This is a genomic window from Hafnia sp. CBA7124 (assembly GCF_002355555.1).
Taxonomy (GTDB): Bacteria; Pseudomonadota; Gammaproteobacteria; order Enterobacterales; family Enterobacteriaceae; genus Hafnia; species Hafnia alvei.
Genome location: NZ_AP017469.1, coordinates 2,801,609 through 2,826,240 on the forward strand (window position 1 = coordinate 2,801,609; position 24,632 = coordinate 2,826,240).

The window sequence follows — 24,632 nt, forward strand, 5'->3', positions numbered from 1 at the left end:
GCAGTTCGGCACGTAGCGCAGCCTGGTAGCGCACCGTCATGGGGTGTCGGGGGTCGGAGGTTCAAATCCTCTCGTGCCGACCAAATAATCCCAAGAAAACCAACCTATTATGGTTGGTTTTTTTATGTCTGAAATTAAATTAACACACCATGTCTAATCCAATACTCCCATAGCGACTGGCTTGCATATCGTTCAGGGCCATTCTCACAAACTCCTGAGTATTCTCCGGCAGGTTTTGTACGTCACTCCACATCAGCCCTGCGCACTTATCGGGTTCTTGGTTAATCGGTACGCCGTCAAAGCGTTCGGCTTCAAACCACAGATCGATATAAGTTCTTTCATCTGATTTGCGATGCAGTGTATACACCAGATTTAGCGCCGATGAGGGAATGACAATACCAATTTCTTCTTCGGCCTCACGTATCGCGGCAGTCAGCGCTGACTCTCCCTCTTCTACATGCCCTGCGGGTAAAGACCATTTGCCATCGTCAAATCCCGTATTTTTGCGCTGAAGCAGTAAAATACGTTGCTGCTGGCGAACAATAATATACACCGCCAGATAAGGTTGAAACTTAGACATCACCAACTCCCTCTGCGCTAAAAGCGTTATGGTAACAGCCTCTCACTGAGCTATATACCAATAGCCCACCACTTTTTGGCATGTTAAATCAAGATTGCTAGCTGTGTCATAACGCAAGCACACCACTTATGCTACGCTCCGCCCCTCAAAAATAACTAAGAGAGCTCCCATGCGCAAAATAACCATCGTCATGATCATCATGGCTGCCGCGGTATACGCATACAACTATATGTAACGTTGCTTTATGTAACGTAGCTTTGATGTAATGTGGTTTTGATTTGCTAATACGCTGGCGCTGCTTCCCTTGGCATCGCCCTTTACTCTCCCTTCACGCCTCTCGCCTTTTCATAATAAATCCCAGCGCTTTGCTCCTGATAGCCCATAATAAATTTCAATTGTTCTCTTAAATCTATTAGAGTTGCCGTCCCAAATTATTAGGCACATATCAATGATCGAGCTTACTGAAAAGAATGCGCAATCCCGAACGCTAACGCTGCATAACAGGCTAAAAGTCGCTGAGATCCGCGCCGTAAAAATGAATGTGAGCTGGTTGTTAAGCGTGCAAATCGCGTTTGTCTTATTTGTTTTTTGTCGCGAGTATTTTTACGTCAGTCATAACATTCCAGCGGCTCCCGTTATATCCACGGTGCTCGAACACGCGCTCATCGTGATCATGGCGATACTATGCGGTTACATGATCGTTTTACGTTTTACTCGCGTTTTGGAAAAACAGTTTAAGCCTGCCATGCTGGTCATCACGTTAAGCATTGGGGTGATATGGTGCTTTATTCTATCGCTGTTGTTCTACAGTGAATTTGGTCATCTTATTTTTGCGATTTCAACGCTGCTGATGCTGTCGTCATTGATTGCGCTCTATCCTTCATCGCACCACCTTTTTTTCGCCACTACGCCGATATGGGCCATCATCGTTGCACACGCGATGTTTTTTAGCGGCACCTTAAGCTTGGTTTATCTCGCAGGATATCTGGTCTTTGCCGTCTTGTTCGAAACCGGACGCCGACTATTACGCCGCTGGTTTGTGCTGGCGGTGATGCGTGAGCATCAAAATGTTCGGTTGGCCAATAAGCTCACGTTGATGTCGCAGCAAGATCCGCTTACGGCATTGGCTAATCGCCGCTATTTCGATCATGCATTACAGCGAGCTATTGAAGCCGCGACAAAAACGGCTCAACCCTTGTCTATTATCTTGATTGATGTCGATTACTTTAAAAAATATAACGACCGCTATGGCCACCAAGCGGGTGATTCATGCTTGACCCAATTAGCAAAATGCTTCCAACAGACCGTGCGTAACGCGCAGGATTTAGTGGGCCGCTATGGCGGTGAGGAGTTTATTATTTTACTGTCGGATCAGGATAAACACGCCGCAGAAAAGGTCGCTGAACGTCTTAAAATTTCCGTTTTCGCTTTAGCGCTACCTCACGATCAATCAGACGTTTCACCGTATGTTTCACTCAGCCAAGGCATAGCGCAGTGGCGCAATGGTATGGATGCAAAAACGCTGATCGAAAATGCCGACCGCGCGCTGTATCTGGCTAAACAGCAAGGACGCAATACCGCTCGTCTCGCACCATAAACAAAAAAGCCAACCCGAAGGTTGGCTTTTAGCACGCATTAAACGCAAGAATTACGCCGTGGTGGCTGGTTTCTTGTTGCCACGATACGGACGACGCTGCTGTGACGAAGGCGCATCACCACGGGCTTCAGGTTTACGACCTTCTCCCGCCGCACGGCGCTGGCCGCCGTTGTTGCTGCGTGGTTTCTCGCCTGAACGAGCACCATCGCGCGACTGACCATTACCTTGGCTGCGTCCCTGAGACTGACCGCGACCTTGGCCTTGCCCACGTCCCTGACCACGACCTTGGCTTTGACGGCCATTTTGAATCGGATCGGCTTTAATGCTTGGATCCGGCTCATAGCCTTCAATCGCAATGCGTGGGATCTCACGTTTCAGCAAACGTTCGATATCTCGCAGCAGCTTATGCTCATCCACACAGACTAAAGACAACGCCTCGCCGGTAGATTCGGCACGGCCAGTACGGCCAATACGGTGCACGTAATCTTCTGGCACGTTTGGCAGCTCAAAGTTAACCACGTGCGGTAGCTGATCGATATCTAAACCACGCGCGGCAATATCCGTCGCCACAAGAACGCGAATCGAACCGGCTTTAAAATCAGCTAACGCACGAGTACGTGCGCCCTGGCTCTTGTTACCGTGGATCGCCGCGGCGGTAATACCATCTTTATTCAGCTGTTCAGCCAAATGGTTAGCCCCGTACTTAGTACGAGTGAAAACCAGAACCTGCTGCCAGTTATGAGTGCCAATCAGCTGAGCCAGTAGCTCGCGCTTGCGGCGCTTATCCACGAAATGTACCGACTGTTCAACCTGTTCAGACGCCGTGTTGCGACGCGCCACTTCAACGGAAGCAGGATTGGTCAGTAACTTATTAGCCAACTCTTTGATTTCATCAGAGAACGTCGCAGAGAACAGCAGGTTTTGGCGCTTGGCTGGCAGCTTAGCCAATACACGACGGATATCGTGAATAAAGCCCATATCCAGCATACGGTCAGCTTCGTCCAGTACCAGAATTTCAACGTTGGATAAATCAACCGCACGTTGATGTTCCAAGTCCAGCAAACGACCCGGCGTTGCCACCAGAACGTCAACGCCACCGCGCAGCTTCATCATCTGCGGGTTAATGCTCACGCCGCCGAAAACTACCAGCGAACGGATATTTAAATATTTGCTGTAATCACGCACGTTCTCGCCGATCTGGGCAGCCAGTTCGCGCGTTGGCGTTAAGATAAGCGCACGCACAGGACGACGGCCTTTTACCGGCTGCGCATCCTTAGAAAGCAGCTGTAACAGCGGCAGCGTAAAGCCTGCGGTTTTGCCGGTACCGGTTTGGGCACTGGCCATCAGGTCACGGCGTTGTAAAACCACCGGGATCGCTTGAGATTGAATAGGCGTAGGCTCGCGATAGCCCTGTTCTTCAACAGCGCGCAACAATTCGGCACTCAGGCCGAGAGTATCAAAAGACATATTAGGGTAAAACTCCAAATCCACCTTGACCCGAAAGGTCGGGTGCAGTTTCCGGGTGGATTTATCAGACGCGGTAGATAGGTGATCACCACGAGGGATAGGCACAAACTGCGAGTGCAACATAATTGTGGTGGATTCTAACAGAAAATGTGATCGGCGTCTGATATGTTTTTATTATTGTGGTTTTTGTACTCGTATGCAGCAACCCCCTCCCAGCCTCCCCCTTCACAGGGGGAGGAGCCGATCGAGAATCTTTCAGCAGGCACCAAACGGTTCCCTCCCCTGACAAGGGGAGGGTTAGGGTGGGGTCTATCAACATAGCAACACAAGGGATCTTGCCAGCCTCACCGCTCCCTCAGCGCCTCTTTCACCTTATTCAACGGCTTGATCAAATAGTCCAGCACGGTTTTCTGGCCGGTTTTAATCTCTACGCTGGCCACCATGCCGGGCAGGATCGGGAATTTTCGCCCTGCTTTATTTCTGAGCTCCGCGCTCTTGGTGCGCACGTACACGCGGTAATAATATTGATCGCGACGCACTTCATCTTGCAACGTATCCGGCGACACAATTTCAACCGTGCCATCCAAATTGCCATAAATCGAAGAGTCATAGGCGGTAATTTTCACCGTTGCTGGCAGGCCTGGACGGATATAGGCGATATCACGCGGGTTGATGCGCGTTTCAATCAACAGCTGATCTTCCAGCGGCACGATTTCCATCAGCTTGCCGCCGGGTTGCAGCACGCCGCCAACGGTCATCACCTGAATATCCTTCACAATGCCGCGCACCGGTGAAATCATGGTAACGCGGTCGAGCTGATCTTCTTTCCCCGCCATCACTTCAAGCTGAGCGTCCAGATCTGCGTTATTTTTTACCTGCTCTTCACGCGCTCTCAGCGCGTATTGGTTGCGCGCATCGTCAATTTTGCCCTGCAATTCGCTGGCCTGCCGCTGCAAACGAATCACCTCAACCTGACTCGCCGCGCCTTTCGCCACCAACGGCTGCGTCATTTTTAGCTCGGCGATCACCAAGCGGTACGACTCTTGTAGATTCGCCACGGTTTCATTGAGGTTGCGTCGGCGCGAGTCATAAAGCTGTCGCTCACGTGCGACCAACGCCGGTTCAGCTAACGTACTGGCGCTAAACTTGAGCGGCTCTCCGGTTAGTTCTGAACGTAATCGCTCCGACGATGCCCGCAGCGCACGCGCTCTGGCCGCCGCTTCGCCATAGTTAGATTGGAAGCGTTTCGGATCGAGCCGCGCCAAAATCTGCCCTTTTTTGACAATATCGCCTTCATGCACCAGCAGCGCCGAAACAATACCGCCGTCTAAGCTCTCAATCAGCTGGGCGCGGATCGAGGTGGTGACTTTACCCGTGCCCACCGTCACTTCATCCAGCGTGGCAAAATAAGACCAAACAAAAAAGAACGTCATTCCCGCCAACGTTAACCACACCACCGAGGAGTAAAAGCGCGACTGGCGTGCCATGTCTTCCTGCATTGTGAGCTCTGCCATACCGACTCCCCTTAGGCCACAACCGACGTCACGTTGTTATTACGCTGCGTTTGGCCGAGAATTTCATCTCGCGAACCATCAGCAACCACTTTTCCGCCGTCCATCACAATAATTCGGTCAACCAATGACAGCAGCGCCGGACGGTGCGTCACCAAGATCAAGGTTCGCCCCGCCATCCAGCTCTGTAGCTGCCTTATCACATAGCTTTCGAGCTGTTCATCCATCGAGGCGGTCGGTTCGTCCAGCAGAACGACCTGTGGATTACGCACAATCATGCGGCTCAGCATCACCATTTGCCGCTGCCCACCGGACAAACCACGCCCGCCTTCGTTGATCATACGATCGAGGCTGGCGGCATCTTTTTGTACCATGCTCAATGCACCGCTGATCCGCAGCGCTTGAATCAATTCCTGATCCGTCGCATGCGGATGGCCAAGCATTAGGTTTTGCCGCAGGGTGCCAAAAAATAGCCGTGAATCCTGCGAAAGTAGCCCAATTTGGCGTCGCACATCGACCGGATCGATATGCGCCATATCCACGCCGTCGATAATCAGCTTACCTTTGCTGGCTTCGGCTTGGCCTGACAACAGTTTCAGCAAGGTCGATTTGCCTGCGCCCACTTTGCCAATCAGCGCCACGCGTTCGCCCGGCTTAATCTCAAGTTCAGGGATATATAGCGCCTGTTCACCTTTTTCGATGTCGTAACTATATTGCACATTATCAAGCTGATAATGACCCGCCAGCGCCGGACAGTGCGCCATTTTATGCTCGGGATCGCGGTCGAGCGGTTTCTTCAACAAATCGTTTAAACCGGTCATCGCGCTCTTGGCATGTTGCCAGCGCGAAAACACCATGGTGAGCTGCATTAAAGGCGCAATCGTACGCGAAGACAGCAGACTACAGGCCACCATGGTGCCGGTAGTAATGTCGCCCGCTAAGACCAGATAGGTTCCCAGCACCAACATGCCCGCATAGGTCACCTGCTGCACGGTCGATGCCCAGCCGCTCAAGCGCGCACCCCAGACACGCTGCTTCATCCCGATAGCGGCGCTCACGTGATGCGTTTGCTCCCATTGACGCTGAAAATAGGGTTCAGCCTGTAGCACTTTGATATCCTCAACACCTTCAATCGATTCCACCAATACCGCATTACGAATCGCACTTTCGCGCATCCCTTCTTTAGCCAGTTTCGCCAGCGGCCACTGGATCAGAATGCCAGGGATAACAATCAGCGGAATCGCTATCAGCGGGATCGCCACCAGCGGCCCCCCCACCATCGCCATAATCACCAAAAACAGCAGCACAAACGGCATGTCCATCGCCGCGCCCACCGTGGTGGAGGTCAGCAGCTCGCGCACCTGATCGATTTCACGCAGTTGAGAAATAAAAGAGCCGGTCGATTTTGGCCGCGCATCGTTTTTAATCGCCAGCGCGCGGGCAAAGAACATCGACGACACTTTTAGGTCAATATGCTTGCCCATCAAATCGGAGATATGCGTACGCGAGAGGCGGATGAAATACTCTAAAAATGCGGCAAACAAAACGCCGACAAACAGCACCCACAGCGTGGGATATGACTGCGCAGGGATCACGCGGTCATACACCTGCATGGAAAACAAGATCCCCGCCAGCGCCAACACGTTGCCCAGCACCGAGGCCATGGAGATCTCTGAAAGCTTGCGGCCTGCATGCTTAAAGTGATGCCAAAACCAATGCTGTTTATACGGCTGCACAAAATCATCGATGCGTGAATCATGCCCGCGCGCGGCGATGCCGAGCAGCACCACGTCTGGCTGAATGCGGCCAAGCAGAATCTCAAGTTCTTCTTCTCGCACCATATCGCCGCAGTCGCTTAGCCAATAGCTAACGTGCTTTTCAGCATCGAGGTTTTCCAAGATCAACACCGAACCATCTTCGAGCTGCGCCATCACCGGCATTACTTCGTTGCGCCAGCTCACGCTGCTTTTCGGTCGAATGGTAATCTGTAAACCCAGCAACGCGCCTATCCGCTCTAAGCGGCGCTGCAACGGGAGATTTTCAAACCAGCGCATCTGCTGACGCAGCGCCGGAATATCGCAGGGAAGTCCAAAGCGCCCTGCGGCGCGCACCATCGCTAAAATCCATTTATCGGCGCCTGAATGTTGCTCTGCTGCCATCACATACCTCTTCTGGATTTAACGCGCTTGTTATAATGCCGGCAGGGTGTCACCCGTGACCTTTGGCCGAGAAATATTCAGCATATCTAATAAGTTATCGACGGCACCCGCATAGCGAACCGCCGCATCCCAAACGTCATAGCGAGCCACTATCGCCGCGCTATCGGCCTGTAAGACGTCTTGCTCAACGCTGAGCAGATCGTTCAGACTACGTTTGCTGAGCTTGTATTCATCCTGATACACGCTGCGCGTATTTTCCGCCGAGCTAAACTGTTCTTCGCCCGCCTCTTGGCGCTGCTGTGCGCCAATCAAATCGGCATAGGCTACCGAGGCTTTTTGGTTAATATCCAGCTTGCTGGCTTCTACTTCCGCCAGCGCCGCTTGGCGATCGCCCTCTGCCGCATCCACCTTGGCACTGGTTGCACCGCCCTGATAGATTGGCGCTTGCACCACTAACTGCACGCGGTCGTCCCAGTAAGAACTGTCGCTGTTTTCATAACGGGTTCGCCCGGCCTGCACAGAAATTGTCGGCCAATGCTGAGCCTCCGCCTGTCGCACGCGCTGCTCAGCGGCTAATTGCTTAGCCTGAGCGCTACGCACCGCGCTGTTCTGTTCATAAGGAAGATCTTTGATGGTGACCTTTTGATCGAGCAGGTCTTTGGGGAGGTCGGGAAGGTTTTCTGATACCACGCCGGTCAGCACCGTCAGGTTGGCCTGAGCGGAGCGTTCCTGTGCGCGATATTGTTCGTAGGTGGCGTTCATGCCCGCGATGCGGGTTTCCGCTTGTAAAACGTCAGACTGAGAGCTGAGCCCAGCGTCTGCGCGCAGTTTTGACATCTCTTTCACCGATTCCAGCGAGGCCAAATTGCGCTTTGCCGCCGCCATCAGTTCTTGATAGCGTTTTACCTGTAAATACGCCTGAACCGTTTGCTGACCCACGTTATTAAGCACCGTATAGAGCTGATAATCGTAGGCCGCGCCCAGATTGTGTTGCTCATCAATGCTGCCGCTGGTTTTACCAAAGTCATACAGCAGCTGGTTCAGCGTTACCCCCGTAGACGCATTGCTGTTGAGCGAACCGGAGGAGTCCGTTTGATGCGAACGCCCCGCCGCGCTTTGTAACGACACCTGAGGATACCAAGCGCTTTTTGCCACGGTAAGATTCGCTTCCCCGACGTGGATCTGCGCCGACGCCTGAGCAATTTGCGGATGACGGCCAAATGCTCGCAGGATCGCTTCTTTAATCGTAAGTTCATCTTGTGTCTGTTCAGAAGGCGCGGATTGCCACTGATAGTTGGTTGTGGTGGTTTTCGCCCACACCGGTAACACAGAAAAACAGCCCAAACCACAACACATCCAGACCGTTACCGGCCATTTTTTTATGCGCTTATTCATCGTGCCCCACCTTTACATCGTGATGATGGCTTATCGGTTTTATGTGTTAGAGCTCATCCTGCTCTGTGTTTAATTTTGCATTTACGGCTGACCGCTGTACTGACCCCCTCCCAGCCTCCCCCTTGACAGGGGAGGAGCACACCGTGCTTCCCTCCAGTTGCTCAGCCTCCAATTAATGAGAAAGAGCGCACCGTGATACCATGACACCTCAGACCGGTTCCCTCCCCTGACAAGGGGAGGGTTAGGGTGGGGTTATTGCTCCCCTTCGCAGAGGGAAAGTGAATACACCTACATCAAGTTCACATGCAGACCTTGTTGAATCAGCACGTCTCCCAACGTACTGCTGCCGGTTGAGGAGTTGTGGTAAACGTCGTAGGTCACGCCGTTGACTTCACGTTGTCCGCTGACATCCCAGATATCGCCCTGTCCATGCACCAGATTGACCCGATCGCCGATGCTGCCTTTGATCAATAAGTCATCCTGAGGTTTATCCGTGACGTTCAGCGCTTCCTTAAGATCCAAGGTGATGGCGTTGTTACCCGCTTTGCCGAGGTCGAAAATCTCGATGTGCTCGACTTTCAGCCCCAGCGAAGTGAGATCCAGATTGAGGTTGCTGCCGTCCAGCACCAGCGTATCGGTGCCCGCACCACCGTCGATGTGAGTAAAACCAGCGTCGGTTACGTGAACCTTATCGCTCCCCGTACTGCCGGTGACGGAGGCACCGCTGTTATGCGTGCCATCGGCCAAATCGATAGTGACGCCGCCGATGGTGAAGGTGCCAGAAGTGGATGCCGTTGCCGAATCATCAAGACTGCTGGTCGACAGGCTTTGCGACAGGTGATCCTGAGAACCAGAGTGGCTGGCCGCAACATCATCAATGCTCATCGCCATCATCATTGCCGGTGCTGGCGCAGAAGTTGGCGTCACATCGATAATATGACCATCCAGACCGACGTTAACGATCACACCGTTGCCCGCAGAGTCATGTGCGCTAAGGTTCACCACTTTATTGAGCAAGAGAAGTTGCAGCAGGTTTAGCGTTAAGCCCAGCGACGCAGACCAGTTGCCGTTACTGTCAACCGTGGTATCAGCCGCAAGCGTATCGTTCAGCAGCGAAACGTGAAGCGCGGCGCCGTTCTGCAAGTTTTTAGACGTACCGGTTATCACCAACAGTTTGCCGCCAAGCAGCAGATCGCCTAGTGAAGGCAGCGTCACTACGTTGAGCCCCAATAGCGGTTGACTTAGTTTGATCCCAACATCAACGCCGGTGCTGTTGGTATTGCCTACTACGTCGGTGACTTTGACACCGATATGTAGCGAACCATCGGTCAACGATTTCAGCTGAGTTGACGTTAAGTTGAGCGACCATGTTCCATTCGCATTCACCGTGGCCTGATAATCTACGGTGCCGACTGTCACCACCACTTTGGCACCCGGCAACGCGCTCGTTACCGTACCGGTAAGCAGTTGTGAAACGCCGGACTCAGCGATATTCAGAATGCCATCACCAAATATGCCGCTCGATATCCCCACGGTTGGCAAGTGGGTGATCACATTGAGTGAACCACCAGCGCTCGTCGTGTTACCAATTGGGTTAGTCAGCGATACGTTGACGCCCAAATTGCCGTCGCCTAGCAGGGACAAATCGGTTTTAGGAACGCTGATACTCCATGAGCCGTCATTACCTACGGTAGTGAGGTAAGACTTGCCGCCCAACGTCACGGTCAGCTGCGAGCCTTGCGCGTTGGTACTGGTACCGCTGATCACCTGCGCACTGACTAAATCGCCGATATTCAGGCCACCGTCGCCAAAAATGCTGCCAATAGTCAGCGTTGGTAACGCGTGCGTCACGACCGACAATATGCCGCTGGCACTCGCAGGGTTACCTGCCGCATCTTTCGCCGTTATGCCGACCGTCAGATTTCCGTCGAGTAACGCTTTGAGATCAAGCGGAGAAACGGACAGACTCCATGCCCCGCCGCTGCCCACTGGCACCGTGTAGATTTTCGACCCCAGCGTTAGCGTGAGAGAACCGCCTGCCAGATTAGAGGTGGTACCGCTAATCAGTTGTGACGTCAGCAAATCACCTACGCTCAGCACCCCATCGCCAAACAGGCTACCCAGCGTAATCGTCGGTAAGTTGTGCGTCAGCGTAGTCAGTATCGTCGGTAGCGAGCTGGTATTGCCCACCGCGTCAGTAACGCTCACGTTGATATTCAGCGGCCCATCGGCTAATCCACTCAGCAATCCTGCCTTCAGCGTGGCGCTCCACGTTCCGTTCGGATTGATGGTCGCCGTTAGCGGCGTACCGTTAACTGTGATATTCACCGTACCGGAAGTCAGGTTGGTTACTTTGCCGCTGATGACTTGATCCACCAGCGATTCTGCTTTATTGAGGAATCCGTCACCGCTCAACAGCGGATCGAGCGTGATAGTTGGCAGATTGGTCAGCCCCACCTTCACGCCAGCCGTGGTCGAAGACGTATTGCCGCTTGGCGTGGTCACGGTGACCGTTGCCGTGAGGCTGCCATCCGGCAACTGAGCGAGATTGGCTGGCGTTAACACAATGCTAAATGTGCCATTGGCTAACGTCACACCCGTAAAGGTTTTGCCACCGATCAGCACGTTGACCGTTGACCCCAACGGCGCTCCGGTCGCCGTACCGGTAATCAGTTGGTTAGTCGTCGCGTCTACCGCGTTCAGCAAACCATCGCCGAACAGGGAAATGCCGCTCAGGATTGGTGGTGTCAGGTCAAGTTTCAGCCCAACGGTTTGGTCAACTGGGTTACCGGCAACGTCGTTGCCTTTCACCTCAACCGTCACGTTGCCGCCGACGACACCTTCAAGAATGCCGAGGATTTGCGGCGTGACCACAATGCTCCACTTGCCGTTAGCACCCACGACCGCCGTCGCCACCTGAGATCCACCAATCAATACCTGTAGCGTTTGCCCCACCATACCGCTGGTAGAACCGCCAATCGACAGGCCGCCCGCTAGCGCCTCGGTTAATGACAGCACGCCGTCGCCAAACAGCGGGTCTAGCACCAACGTTGGCAGGTTATGAGTAATTACGCTCAGGTTGGTGTTGCTGGTCACCACGTTGCCCGCCGGATCGGTGGCGATAATCACCACTTTCACCGAGCCATCTTGCAAACCAGCCAAGACATTTTGCGGAATGGTGGCGCTCCACGTGCCGTTGGCGTTCACCGTCGCATGGAAAGTGCCAATCCCCAGCTGTACGTCAACCGTGGTACCCGCGACCATATTGCCGAGTGTTCCAGTGACCACATTATTCGCGGTGCTTTCCAATTGGTTCAGGAAACCATCACCTATCGCAACCACGTTTTGAATCAGCGGCAGATCGGTCAGCGCCAAGTCCACATGTACCGGCGTATGCACGATATTGCCGTTTGGATCGGTGAGCACCAGATCGAAATCCAAGGTTTTCCCGAGCGCAGATGAAAGCCAGAAGCTTGGGTCAATATTGATGCTCCATTTACCGTTGTTACCCACGTCGGCGGTAAACAGTTGGCCCAGAATAGTGGCCGAAACTTTTGCACCGGTGTAATTCCCACTCACGGTGCCAGTCAGCACTTGCGTCAGCAGTGACTCCGCCAGATTCAGCACACCGTTGCCACCAATCAGCGTATTGAGCGTATCGCCGAATCCCTGATTCAGTGCCACGTTTAAACCGACGTTAACAGGAACGCTAACGTTGCCCGCGCTGTCGGTGCTGGTGACGGTAATCACCTGCGGGCCGTCGGTCAGGCCTTGTAAATCTACTTTAGGAACGTTTAACGACCATTGGCCCAAGTTGTCCGTCTGAATAGTGACGCCCGCTAGCGTCCCTACTTTAATCGTGACGCTGCTGTTCGGTTCTGCCGATCCGTTTAACAGTATGCCCAGACCAATATTGACAGAGTTAAGCAAGCCGCCAACGCTGAGAGGGTTAATGCTGACTAACGGGATAGTGGTATCGACGAGAATCGGATGGTCAACTTCAACGCTGTTACCCGCTTTATCTGCCAGCTTCGCCACAATCGTTGAACCGTTTTGCCCCAGCGCAGCCATATCGGAGACAGGAATAATCACCGACCATTTAGCACCGCCTGCGCCATCGCTCACTACGGCGGCGCTGTAGTTTTTGCTGTTCAGCGTGATCAGTACGTTCTGGCCAATTTCCGTCACGCTCGCGGTACCGCTGAGCGTTTGCGGCACCGCCGCCTCAGAGGCATTCAGTATGTCATTGCCCGCAAAGGCGTTAACGGTCAACGTTGGCGCGGTAAGATCGACGTTGATACCTAAGTTTGTCGTCAGTAGTGGTAGCCCTGCGACCACCGTAGCAGTAACCGTGTGGCCTCCCTCAGTGAATGTGCCGCTTGGGACATTCACCTGCCACGACCCGTCTAAGCCAATGACAACTGGGATTGTGAAAGGCGGTGCCCCGCTTACCGTCACCTGGAGCGTACTCAACGGGCTTAGCCCCGAAGAATGACCGCTAACAATCACCGTGCCTGAAATGAGATCGCTGGTTCCTAGCAGGTTGTCCACGCTGATAGGGTCAATCGTCAGCACCGGCACCGCTGACAGTGGGTCAACGATGTAGGTGGTTGGCAGAGATGCCGCAGGGTTACCCGCCGCATCGGTGGCAGTAACGACCAGTGAACCATTCGGGATATCCACCAAATCAGTGATTTTCAGCGTATAGCTCCATGAGCCGTCGCCGTTTACCGTAGTCGTAAATGGTTTTCCACCAATGTTGATGGTGATATTTTGCCCTACCGATAGCCCCGTAGAGCTGCCGGTAATGGTCTGCGAGGCATGCAGATCGGCGTAATCGATCACGCCGTCGGTGATAAAGTTGGAATTCACCGTAATCGTCGGCTGGGTCAGCGCAATTAGCGCCTGTCCGGTCGAGGTGTTGGTGTTTAATCCTTCGTCAGTTACCGTGACCTTGATATCTTGCAGGCCGCTGCCCAGATTGGCCGTTGTTAACTGACCAGGAGACAAACTCAGCGTCCATGAATTTCCGCTTGGATCTATGGTGGCAGTAAAATCATGATTGTTGATAGTGACGGTGACGACTGAGCCAGCAACCGACGAATTATTCAATGTCAGCGAGCCATGCAGCGTTTGTGTACTTGCACTTTCACTAATGCTCAGTGCGCCGTCGACAAACGGGGTATCCAGCGTCACGCTTGGCGGCGTCAGATAAGCAACAAAGGATGGCGCTGGCGTTATCGTAGCCGAGTTACCTGCGGCATCTTGCGCGGTAAGCGTAATTTCATGCTCGCCGTTGCCGATACCCAGCAATGCTTTCGGTGGCAACGTCACCGTCCAGTTGCCGCTGCCGTCTACAACGCCGGTATAGGTCACGCCGTCGATATCAATACTCAACTTAACGACCTGATTCGGGCCGACAGAGCCCGTCTTCCCTGTCAGCGTCAGCGTGTCATTCGCCTCGCTGATATTCAAGAATCCATCGCTAAACAGCGGGTTAATAGTTGGAACAGGTAAATTCAAGCTGGCGGTAAAGCTACCATTCACCGAGCCAACGTTGCCTGCATGATCGGTCACCTCAACGTGAATAATCCCTGGACCATTGGTTACGGTGGCTAAAGCGTTTGGAAGAACCGACAGTGTCCACTGCCCATCAGTCGTCACCACAGCGTTCAGCGTTTGCGTTCCGATGGTGACTTTAACAATCTGCCCTGCGCCGGTAATACCGGTGCTCCCCGTCAATATTTGCGACGCTCCGGCTTCGGCAATGCTCAGCAGGCCATCACCAAACGGCAGGTTAATGGTTGGCAACGGCAAGACGTGAGTCAGAACCTCGGCGGTTTGCGTTGGTGATGTCACCACGTTACCCGCCGCGTCTTTCACCGTCACCGACAGTGACCAGATACCATCTGGTAGACCCTGTAGCGTTGGGGCATCGAGCGGCAGCGTCCAACTACCGTTAGGATTCACGGTCGCCGTGACCGGCGTACCGTTGATGTTGACGATAACGCTCACGCCCACGTTGGTGGCTAATCCAGACAAACCATGCAGGGTGGTAGCCGTTTGTGCATCCACAAAGTTCAGAATGCCGTCGCCAAACGGCGTATCCAAGGTTGGGATCGGCAGCGTGATTTTTGCCGTAAAGTTTGCCGAGCTGCTGGTTTCGGTATTGCCTGCGCGATCCGTGAGCGTCACGCTCAGGGTATGGCTGCTATCGCTCAGCACGCTGAGCACGTTAGACGGCAGCTGCACCGTCCAATTACCGTTCGCGTCTACAGCCCCTACATATTTGGTGCCATCCAGCGTGATGTACACCGTTTGTCCCGCACCCAGCAGGCCTGAATTACCGGTCAGCGTTTGCCCCAGTAAGGCTTCAGCATTGTTCAGCACGTTGTCACCAAACAGCGGCAGCGTTAGCGTCGCGGTAGGTTCGAGGTGCGCCAATACATCCAACTGCCCCGTTGCGCTGCCGATGTTGCCGTAGCTATCGGTTGCGGTAACGGTAATGGTTGCTTTACCGTCGGCTAAAACATCCAGAAGGTGCCCAGCCACCGGAATCGACCAATCGCCATTGGCTCCCACGCTGCCAATGATCTGCACGCCGCCGATGTTGACCGTGATTTTGGTACCTTGCAGCAAGTGCGTCGAGGTGCCGGTTAGCACCCCACCCGTCGCCGACTCGACAATGCTCAGAATGCCATCAACAAACGGCGTATCTAACGTGAGAGTCGGCAGCAGATGAGTGCCAACATTCAGAGACAGATCTTTACTCGTGGTATTGCCTGCGCTATCGGTCGCCGTTACCGTGATGGTGTTGGTGCCATCCGGCAGCGCCTGAAGATCACCGGCTGAAACCGTCAGTTTCCAGATGCCGTTACCGTCAGCGGTTACCTGTACCGTTTTGTTGTTGATGGTGACGCTGACCGTTTGGCCCGCGTCTGTTTTACCGCTTAATATTTGTGAAACCAGCGCTTCAGCGTAGTTCAGCACGTTATCAGTAACGAAGAGATCGATGCTCAGCAACGGTGCCTGTGTATCCACCTGCACGTTATGGGTATCGCTGGCTGGGTTTTTCGCTACGTCGTTCACGTTGGCAACGATGTTTTGTGAGCCCTGATCCAGTTTTTGCACGTCAGCAGCAGGAACCGTGACGCTCCACAGCCCGTTGGCATCGACGCTGCCGATATAGGTTTTGCCGCCCAGCGTAACGGTAACCGTTTGTCCATTGGACACATGGGTGGTGGTACCGGTAATTTGCAGGTCGCTTTGCGCTTCTTTGGCGTTAATCACGTTATCACCGGCCACGGTGTTCACGTGAATCGTCGGCAAATCGGCGGGCTGCGCGATAACGGTCACATTGTGGGAATCCGTCGCTGGGTTTCCGCTGGTATCACTCACCGACACGTTAATGCCATCAATGCCGTCTGGCAGTTGCTTAACATCAGCGGTTGGAATGTTGTAGCTCCAGCTACCGTCTGCGTTCACGCTGGTAGTGTAGGTTTTGCCGTTCAACGTAATCGTGACGATTTGGTTTGCTTCAACGTTCGTTGAGGTACCAGAAATCGTCAGCGGAGCGTTAATCTCCGAGGCGTTGATATAGTCATCGCCAGAGACCGTGCCAATGTGAATGGTTGGTTGGTTCGCCGCCGAGGCATCCAATTTAACCACTTGGTTAATGGTGCCGGTATTGCCTGCAACATCGGTGAGTGACGCGTTGAACACAATATTGCCATCGCTAACACCGTTAAGCGCGCCCGCAGGTAACGTAAGGTTCCAAGTCCCGTCTGGATTCACGTTGGCGGTGTAAGTCGCGCCGTTAACCACCACTTTGACAACCACGGACTGTCCGCTGTCGCTAACCGGCGCGGTGCCTGAAATGACAATCGGGCTATGCGCTTCCGCAGCGTTAATCACGTTGTCGCCGGTGATTGGATTAATAGTCAACACCGGTAGCGTTTTGTCGATCTGAGCGCTGCCGCTGATGTTATTGCTGTTGCCGACCGCATCGGTTGCCGTCACGGTAATTGGCTGCGGGCCATCCTTCAGGTTGGTGAAATCACCGCTTGGAATATTCACCGTCCAGTTGCCCTGTGCATCAACCGTCGCGGTATAGTTTTTGCCGCCAAAGTTGACTGTCACCTGCTGGCCTGCACCCGCCACACCGGTGGTTCCGCTCAGTTGCTGGTTACTGCCCGCTTCTGCGGCATTCAGATAACCATCGCCAAACGGCGCATTGAGGGTTGGATGCGGAGCCGTGTGGGTAATAATTTCAAAGTTCTGGCTAGAGGAAACCGGATTCCCTGCGTTATCTAATCCAGATACCGTCAGCGTCGCAGTGCCATCAGGAATCGCTTGAGCGGCATCCGCTGGCACGGTAACGCTCCACGTGCCACCCGCTTTAATCGTCGTGGTATAGGTGACCCCATTGAGGGTCACTTCTATCTTCCCACCAACCGGAATATTGACGGAGGTTCCGTTAACCACCAGCCCTGAAGCGACTTCAGCTGAGTTAACCAGGTTGTCACCGGTAAGCGGTGATACGGTTAAAGCGCTGGCGGTCGTGTTGACGGTGAAATCATGGCTAGCCTGCGCGCTGTTGCCGCTCAGATCGCTCACTTTAACGTCAAGTGTGTAGCTACCGTTGTTCAAGCCGCTTAGTGCGCCTGCCGGAATGTTCACCGACCAAGTGCCATCGGCCTTCACCGTGCCGGTATAGCTGCTACCGCCGATGGTGACCGTGACGACCTGTCCAGCTTCTACGTATAGGGCTTTACCGGTGACCGTCTGCGGATTCTGGCGTTCACCAGCATCCAGTACGTCATTGCCCGCAAAGACGTTAACGCTAAGCAGCGGCGCAAATTTTGGATCAGAATCAACCGAAATAGTTTCTTGCAGGCTCGCTCCGTTACCGGCTTTATCTGCCACGCTCACGCTAATGGTGGTATCACCATTGCTCAGCGCTTTCAAATCGGTTGCAGGAATCGAGGTGGTCCAGTTGCCGCTCGCGTCTACCGTCGCGGTATACGTTTTGCCATTCAGAATAATAGTTACTTTTTGACCCGCTTCGGCACCTACAGCGGTACCCGAAAGCGTTTGTGCCTGAGTGGCTTCCTGAATATTCAGGCGGTTATCACCAGCGAAATTATTAATCGTAATCACCGGCGCAACGGTATCGACTGATGCGGTGAGAGATCCCCCGACTTGGTTACCAGCAATATCGCCAGCGGTCACTTTGATGACCTGATTACCATTTTGCAGCGCCTGCACATCAGCCTGTGGCACCACGACTGACCAATTGCCATTAGCATCTACGCTGCCGGTATAGTTATGCCCATTTAACGTCAGGGTGATAGTTTGCCCTGCGCCGGTGATCCCCGTTTTACCGGTGATGGTTTGCGCGCTCTGCGCTTCGGTGGCGTTAAGCACGCCGTCGCCAAACGGCACGTTGATGGTTGGGTTCGGCAAGGTATGCGTGAGCACATTGAGATCGTGCGTCGCACTCACTGAGTTGCCTTCTTTGTCTGTTACGGTCGCCGTCACGGTAGCTACGCCGTCTTTCAGCGCTTTTAAATCAACGCTGCTCACCGACGTTTGCCAGTTACCATTAGCGTCAACCGTCGCTTGATAGCTTTTGCCGTTCAGCTTGACGGTAACAGAGCTGCCAGCGCTCACGTTAGTGGTGGTGCCGTGAATGTTGAGAGTGCCGTTGCTCTCAGCAACGCTGAGATAGTCATCACCGGCGATAATGGCAATCGCAATACTGCCGTGAGCAGTATCGGTATCAACGTTGAAACTGAATTTGCCGTTAACGGTTTGCCCCGCTAAGTCGGTAACGCTAACATTACCGTTGGCAATGCCATCGGGGAGTTTTTCCAGATCGGCGGAAGGGATCGTCAGGCTCCACGAACCATTGGATAGCACATGTGTGGTGTAGGTTTGCCCGTTGAGCGTCACCGTAATCGTGCTGCCGGTTTCAGCGTTAGTGGTAGTGCCTTTGAGTATTTGAGCGGTTTGGGCCTCGCTGTTATCCAGCGTGCCATCACCGGCAAAGGTGGAAACCGTGACCGTCGGCAGAAGATTTTTCACCACGAAGTTATGGCTGCTGGTGGTGCTATTACCCGCGCTGTCGGTCAGCGTGGCGGTAATGGTGTGATTACCGTTAGTCAGCGGAGCGAGATCGGCAACTGGAACACTGACGCTCCAACGACCATCGGCCCCCACGGTGGCACTGTAATGCTTGCCGTTAATCTGAACATCAACCAATTTTCCTTGTTCGGAAGCAGAGGCTGTGCCTGACACGGTTTGTGCCGTTTTTTGTTCGCTGGCATTGAGCACATCGTCACCGGCAAAAACGGCAATCGACAGCTGTGGCGCAAGGGTATCAACGTTAAAGTTACCGTTTATCTTGCCGTTGTTGCCTGCCACATCGGTGGCAGACACTTGATACGATAGCGAGCCCTGTGGGAAGCCGTGCAAATCGCTAACAGGAACGGACACTTGCCAATGCCCTTGAGCATCAACCACGGCGTTATAAACTTTGCCGCCAAGGGTGATGGTGACGGTTTGTGCCCCGTGAATCCCGGAAGTCCCACTCAGGGTCTGAACCTTGCCAGACTCCTGCAAGTTCAAAATACCGTCGGTAAATGGTGTATCAATGGTTGGCGCTGGCAAATCATGCGTTAACACATTAAGCGTGTGTTGGTTAGAAACCACATTACCCTGTGAATCCGTCACCGACGCGGTGATCTTAATAGAGCCGTCAGCCAGCAGAGCAAGATCGGCTGGCGGTACGCTGACCGTCCAGTGTCCTGCTATACCCACCGTTGCGCCATAGGTTTTGCCGTTGAGCAGCACCGTAACATGTGCTCCAGCGCTCACGCCCACGGTGGTGCCGTTAATCGCCAGCGGCTGTAGCGCCTCGTTGGCGCTTAAATAATCGTCGCTAGAAACAATAGAAATGGCGATGGATGAGTTGTCGCCCGCGGCTTTAAAGCTGTGGGTGCTATTCGCAGTCTGGTTTGCCAAATCGCTCACGCTGACGGTGAAGCTATGGTTGCCTACCGTTAGGGAACTTAAATCACTGGAAGGAATAGAAACTTTCCAAGAACCATCAGATTGAACGGTAGCGAGATAAGTTTTGCCACTGTCGAGTTTGATTGTGACCACACGACCTGCTTCAACGTTGAGCGTACTTCCGCTGAGCACTTGGGCAGTTTTTGCCTCCGCACCGCTCAGGGTGTCGTCACCGGCAAATTGCGCAACGCTAATGGCTGGCGTGGTGGTTTTTACATCAAACTGTTCGGTCTTGGTGTTGGTGTTGCCGTATTTATCGGTAATGGAGACCAATAGATTATTCTGCCCCTGCGGCAGATGCTGTAGATCGCCGCTGGTGACACCAATGCTCCATGTGCCATCGACCCCGACTACTGCGGTATAGCTTTTCCCGTTAAGCGTCAGCGTGACTTTTTGACCGGCGTTATCCGCGCTGGTTTTTCCGCTCAAACTCTGAGTTAGCGAACTCTCTAGCTTGCTCAGAATATTGTCACCCGCAAAGGCATTGAGGGTTAAATCAGGCAGCACTGTTTTAACGTTGATCCCCAGTTGCGTCGTGGTGCTGTGGCCTGCGCTGTCGGTCAAGGTAGCGCTGATATTCAGGCTACCCTGCGGTAGCGCTTGTAAATCCGCGGTTGGAATATTGATGCTCCAACTGCCATCTTTGCCCACGAGTCCGGTATAGGTTTTGCCACCCAGGGTAACCGTTACCGTGCGCCCCGCATTCGAGGCCGTTGTGCTGCCGCTGAGCACCTGGCTGGCTAAACTTTCGTTGTGATTAAGAATGTTATCGCCCGCAAAGGCATTCACTTTTAAGGCTGGATTTCCCGTCGTTGTGGTGTCGACATTGAACTGCTCGGTCTTGGTGTTGGTGTTGCCATATTTATCGGTGATAGAGACCGATAACGTGTTCTTGCCCTGCGACAGATGCTGCAAATCACCGCTGGTGACACCAATGCTCCACGTACCATCGGCTCCGACTATCGCAGAGTAGGTTTTCCCGTTTAGCGTGAGCGTGACTTTTTGACCGGCGTTAGCCGCGCTGGTTTTCCCGCTCAGACTTTGAGTAACCGTGCTCTCTTGCTGGCTCAGAATATTGTCGCCAGCAAAGGCATTGAGGGTTAAATCAGGCAGCGCCGTTTTGACATTAACCGTTAGCTGTGTGGTGGTGCTGTGGCCTGCGCTATTGGTCAAGGTGGCGCTGACATTCAAGTTACCCTGCGGTAGCGCTTGTAAATCAGCGGTTGGAATATTGATGCTCCAACTTCCATCTTTGCCCACAATGCCAATGTACGTTTTTCCGCCCAGTGTGACTGTTACCGTGCGCCCTGCATTCGAGGCCGTTGTGCTGCCGCTGAGCACCTGGCTGGCTAAACTTTCGTTGTGATTAAGAATGTTATCGCCCGCAAAGGCATTCACTTTTAAGGCTGGATTTCCCGTCGTTGTGGTGTCGACATTGAACTGCTCGGTCTTGGTGTTGGTGTTGCCATATTTATCGGTGATAGAGACCGATAACGTGTTCTTGCCCTGCGACAGATGCTGCAAATCACCGCTGGTGACACCAATGCTCCACGTACCATCGGCTCCGACTATCGCAGAGTAGGTTTTCCCGTTTAGCGTGAGCGTGACTTTTTGACCGGCGTTAGCCGCGCTGGTTTTCCCGCTCAGACTTTGAGTAACCGTGCTCTCTTGCTGGCTCAGAATATTGTCGCCAGCAAAGGCATTGAGGGTTAAATCAGGCAGCGCCGTTTTGACATTAACCGTTAGCTGTGTGGTGGTGCTGTGGCCTGCGCTATTGGTCAAGGTGGCGCTGACATTCAAGTTACCCTGCGGTAGCGCTTGTAAATCCGCGGTAGGAATATTGATGCTCCAACTTCCATCTTTGCCCACAATGCCAATGTACGTTTTTCCGCCCAGTGTGACCGTTACCGTACGCCCCGCATTCGAGGCTGTTGTGCTGCCGCTGAGCACCTGGCTGGCTAAACTTTCGTTGTGATTAAGAATGTTATCGCCCGCAAAGGCATTCACTTTTAAGGTTGGATTGGTTGTTCCTCCATTGCCATTACCATTGCCGCCGTTGCCATTTCCATTGCCATTGCCATTTCCATTGCCATTTCCACCATTTCCATTTCCTGAGCTGCTGTCTCCATGCCCTCCGCCTCCCCCACCTGCGGCCAGTGCAATACCGCCGCCGATAGCTAATGCCCCGAGAACTCCGCCAATCACGCCAGCAGAGATGCCATCATGCCCAACTAACGTCGTGATCCCGTCACCCAGCGTCTCATAAGTCGGGATCACTGTTTGCGCGGTAGAAGAACCTGCCATGTCTGCAAATGGGAAAATGGCATGGTGTGTCGTTTTGCCATCATCGAAAACTAACTCGCTGTGCTCACCGTGCTCATCAATAAAGAAAAAGCGCTGATAGCGCACGGTAGATCCATCTTTCATGTGGACAATCAAATCATTGCCCTGCCGCTCATAGCTAGCCACTAAGGAAGTGTCACCGTGGATTTTCACCACGCTGGACTCCGTTAACGTTATGACTCGATTTCCTTGAGCATACTGAGCAATTTCTTTCCCATTGGAACGAGTAACAATATCAACGCTTCCTGAACCCGCAGATGCGCCAGAAGATAAATTTGACTGTGCCATAACCACTCCTTTCAATCACTTTGCCGTGTATAAAGCGCGCCTAAATGCAGCGCAAACTTAGCCGCAGCTCGGCTGAGAAGCCGTGCTGTGAAATCATTGACCTGGTTAAAAAATTAAAAACAGCGAATCGAAACGTGTAGACACTTTCTAAATTAAAAATTCTTACTTAGAAATATATAAACAACGATTGATATTAAGGCAATCCGATATTTACATAAATTTAACTATAACTCACAAATTAGACACAATTAAGCGATATGCCATTGGATGAATTTTTTATGACAAAAATTATTATCATTTAATACATATAGTTAAAAGAAAACATTCGGAGCGGGAAAGGAAATACCTAATGTTAATGATTAGTAAATTTATTCATTCACAAAATCCATTATTAGCCACACTAATCATAATTTCTAATTATTTATTATCGGTCTTTACAGCGATATCTTTAGCGCCTAAAGTTAATCAATCATATGATTAACTTTATAGCGTGAAATGAAACCATCAACAAAGCCATCAGATACGCCGATGACTTCTCGCGGCGAGCAAGCGAAGCAAGCACTGATCGACTCCGCTATTGCCTTGTTTGGTGAGCGAGGGTTGGAAGGTGCCACAACACGCGATATTGCCTTAAACGCGGGGCAAAACATTGCCGCGATTACCTACTACTTTCAGTCCAAAGAGGGGCTTTATCTCGCCGTAGCTCGCTGGATCAGCGACTTTATCACTCAGGCTTTCGCCCCTCTACAGCAAGAGTGTTCACTATTTCTTTTACAGAAAGACCCCAAACCTGATGCGTATTTAGCTTTCATTCATCGAGGGCTTGCTATCTTTTGCCACCTGATGACACAGCCAGAAACGCTGCACCTCAGCCAAATTATGTCACGTGAGCAGTTGGCCCCCACCGCTGCCTATCCACTGATACATCAGCAATGCATCGCGCCACTGCATCGGCTCATGACGCAGTTAGTCGCAGGTTACAGTGGCCTCCCTGCAGATAGCGCAGTGACAACGCTGCATACCCATGCATTGTTAGGCGAAGTGCTGGCTTTTCGTATGGCGCGTGAAACGATCCGCATTCAGGCTGGCTGGGAGTCAATCGGCCCCGAGCAAGCAGACCTGATTAATCAAGTTTTACAACAACATATTGATTTACTTCTGAACGGATTGCGTATGACTTATTCGTCAACGGCGCAATCGACTACGGATGGGATGAGTGATGAATAACAAAAAGCTCGTTGGAGTCGTTGCAGTTTTAGTCATTATCGCGCTGGTGATTGGCGGCATTTATTACTACCGCAGCCAAGAGGATCGGGATTTAACGCTGTACGGTAACGTGGATATTCGTACCGTTAACCTTGGTTTTCGCGTTAGCGGTCGTTTAGCCTCACTGGCCGTGGATGAAGGCGACACCGTCACCCCCGGTGCGCTATTAGGGAAACTCGATGATGCCCCATTCATTAACTCGCTTAATGAAGCCAAAGCTAACGTGGCCGCCGCGCAGGCTCAGCTCGATTTGCTGCTGGCGGGATACCGTACAGAAGAAATCGCTCAAGCGCGTGCAGCGGTGGCACAACAACAGGCGGCGTTCAGCTACGCCGACAGCTACTTAAAGCGTCAGCAAGGCTTATGGGCCAGCAAAGCCACTTCTGCCAATGATTTAGAAGACGCGAAAACAGCACGCAATCAAGCATTAGCCAATCTGCAAGCTGCCAAAGATAAGCTGTCTCAGTACGAGACGGGGAATCGCCCGCAGGAAATCGAACAGGCGCAGGCTACTTTAGCGCAGGCACAAGCGGCAGCCGATCAGGCTGAGCTAAATCTAAAAGACACCCAGCTTTTTGCACCTTCCACCGGCACCGTTCTCACCCGCGCCGTTGAACCTGGCACCATGCTGGCCTCCGGCAGCACCGTATTCAGCGTGTCACTCACCCGTCCGGTGTGGATCCGTGCCTATGTCAGCGAAGAAAACCTTAGCCGGGCGATACCCGGAACCGAGATTGAAATTTACACCGATGGCCGCCCAGATAAGCCTTATCACGGCAAAATTGGTTTTGTTTCACCCACCGCCGAGTTCACGCCGAAAAGCGTCGAGACGCCAGAATTACGCACCTCGCTGGTCTATCGCCTACGCGTCATTGTGACCGACGCCGATGACAGCTTGCGCCAAGGCATGCCTGTGACCTTACGTTTTAACGATAACGGTGCCAAACGCTAAG

9 protein-coding genes and 1 tRNA gene are annotated in these 24,632 nt (G+C 52.9%); 4 read left to right on the forward strand and 6 right to left on the reverse strand.

Annotation, left to right across the window (positions count from 1 at the left end; all coding sequences use genetic code 11):
* The first annotated feature begins 6 nt into the window (after positions 1-6).
* Positions 7-83 (forward strand) — tRNA-Pro (locus CPY98_RS13095).
* A gap of 56 nt (positions 84-139) precedes the next feature.
* Here the strand turns inward: CPY98_RS13095 and CPY98_RS13100 are convergent.
* Entirely contained in the window at positions 140-580 is a 441-nt protein-coding gene (locus CPY98_RS13100) for an NUDIX domain-containing protein (protein ID WP_096388013.1), read from the reverse strand.
* A 448-nt stretch (positions 581-1,028) separates the two neighbouring features.
* Between CPY98_RS13100 and CPY98_RS13105 the strand changes: the two genes are divergently transcribed.
* Positions 1,029-2,177, forward strand: coding sequence for a diguanylate cyclase (locus CPY98_RS13105; protein WP_096388015.1), 1,149 nt, complete (start codon positions 1,029-1,031; stop codon positions 2,175-2,177).
* Between the two features lie 51 nt (positions 2,178-2,228).
* On the opposite strand, the gene rhlE is transcribed toward CPY98_RS13105, so the two are convergent.
* The 5 genes from rhlE to CPY98_RS13130 all read right to left on the reverse strand — a co-directional run bounded on the left by rhlE (position 2,229) and on the right by CPY98_RS13130 (position 22,413).
* Positions 2,229-3,644, reverse strand: a complete 1,416-nt coding sequence (gene rhlE, locus CPY98_RS13110) for an ATP-dependent RNA helicase RhlE (RefSeq protein WP_043493987.1) — start codon at positions 3,642-3,644, stop codon at positions 2,229-2,231.
* A gap of 344 nt (positions 3,645-3,988) precedes the next feature.
* Positions 3,989-5,158, reverse strand: a complete 1,170-nt coding sequence (locus CPY98_RS13115; protein ID WP_040044644.1) for an HlyD family efflux transporter periplasmic adaptor subunit — start codon at positions 5,156-5,158, stop codon at positions 3,989-3,991.
* A gap of 11 nt (positions 5,159-5,169) precedes the next feature.
* Complete coding sequence (locus tag CPY98_RS13120) at positions 5,170-7,314, reverse strand: type I secretion system permease/ATPase (RefSeq protein WP_096388017.1); 2,145 nt, start codon at positions 7,312-7,314, stop codon at positions 5,170-5,172.
* A 30-nt stretch (positions 7,315-7,344) separates the two neighbouring features.
* Positions 7,345-8,709, reverse strand: a complete 1,365-nt coding sequence (locus CPY98_RS13125) for a TolC family outer membrane protein (RefSeq protein ID WP_096388019.1) — start codon at positions 8,707-8,709, stop codon at positions 7,345-7,347.
* 288 nt (positions 8,710-8,997) lie between these two features.
* Complete coding sequence (locus tag CPY98_RS13130) at positions 8,998-22,413, reverse strand: Ig-like domain-containing protein (protein ID WP_231899412.1); 13,416 nt, start codon at positions 22,411-22,413, stop codon at positions 8,998-9,000.
* A gap of 495 nt (positions 22,414-22,908) precedes the next feature.
* Between CPY98_RS13130 and cecR the strand changes: the two genes are divergently transcribed.
* Positions 22,909-23,640 carry a transcriptional regulator CecR gene (cecR, locus tag CPY98_RS13135; protein WP_025798052.1) on the forward strand — a complete coding sequence of 244 codons (732 nt, stop codon included), beginning with the start codon at positions 22,909-22,911 and terminating at the stop codon, positions 23,638-23,640.
* A complete protein-coding gene (hlyD, locus tag CPY98_RS13140; RefSeq protein WP_025798050.1) occupies positions 23,633-24,631 on the forward strand; it encodes a secretion protein HlyD in 999 nt (332 codons plus the stop codon). The genes cecR and hlyD overlap by 8 nt, the downstream gene beginning before the upstream one ends.
* Position 24,632 lies beyond the last annotated feature (1 nt).

Excerpts from the sequence above, each read along its gene's own strand:
- CPY98_RS13105 (WP_096388015.1), top strand. The coding sequence starts at position 1,029 with ATGATCGAGCTTACTGAAAAGAATGCGCAATCCCGAACGCTAACGCTG.
- CPY98_RS13130 (WP_231899412.1), bottom strand. The coding sequence starts at position 22,413 with ATGGCACAGTCAAATTTATCTTCTGGCGCATCTGCGGGTTCAGGAAGC.
- rhlE (WP_043493987.1), bottom strand. The coding sequence starts at position 3,644 with ATGTCTTTTGATACTCTCGGCCTGAGTGCCGAATTGTTGCGCGCTGTT.
- cecR (WP_025798052.1), top strand. The coding sequence starts at position 22,909 with ATGAAACCATCAACAAAGCCATCAGATACGCCGATGACTTCTCGCGGC.
- CPY98_RS13125 (WP_096388019.1), bottom strand. The coding sequence starts at position 8,709 with ATGAATAAGCGCATAAAAAAATGGCCGGTAACGGTCTGGATGTGTTGT.
- CPY98_RS13120 (WP_096388017.1), bottom strand. The coding sequence starts at position 7,314 with ATGGCAGCAGAGCAACATTCAGGCGCCGATAAATGGATTTTAGCGATG.
- CPY98_RS13100 (WP_096388013.1), bottom strand. The coding sequence starts at position 580 with ATGTCTAAGTTTCAACCTTATCTGGCGGTGTATATTATTGTTCGCCAG.
- CPY98_RS13115 (WP_040044644.1), bottom strand. The coding sequence starts at position 5,158 with ATGGCAGAGCTCACAATGCAGGAAGACATGGCACGCCAGTCGCGCTTT.
- hlyD (WP_025798050.1), top strand. The coding sequence starts at position 23,633 with ATGAATAACAAAAAGCTCGTTGGAGTCGTTGCAGTTTTAGTCATTATC.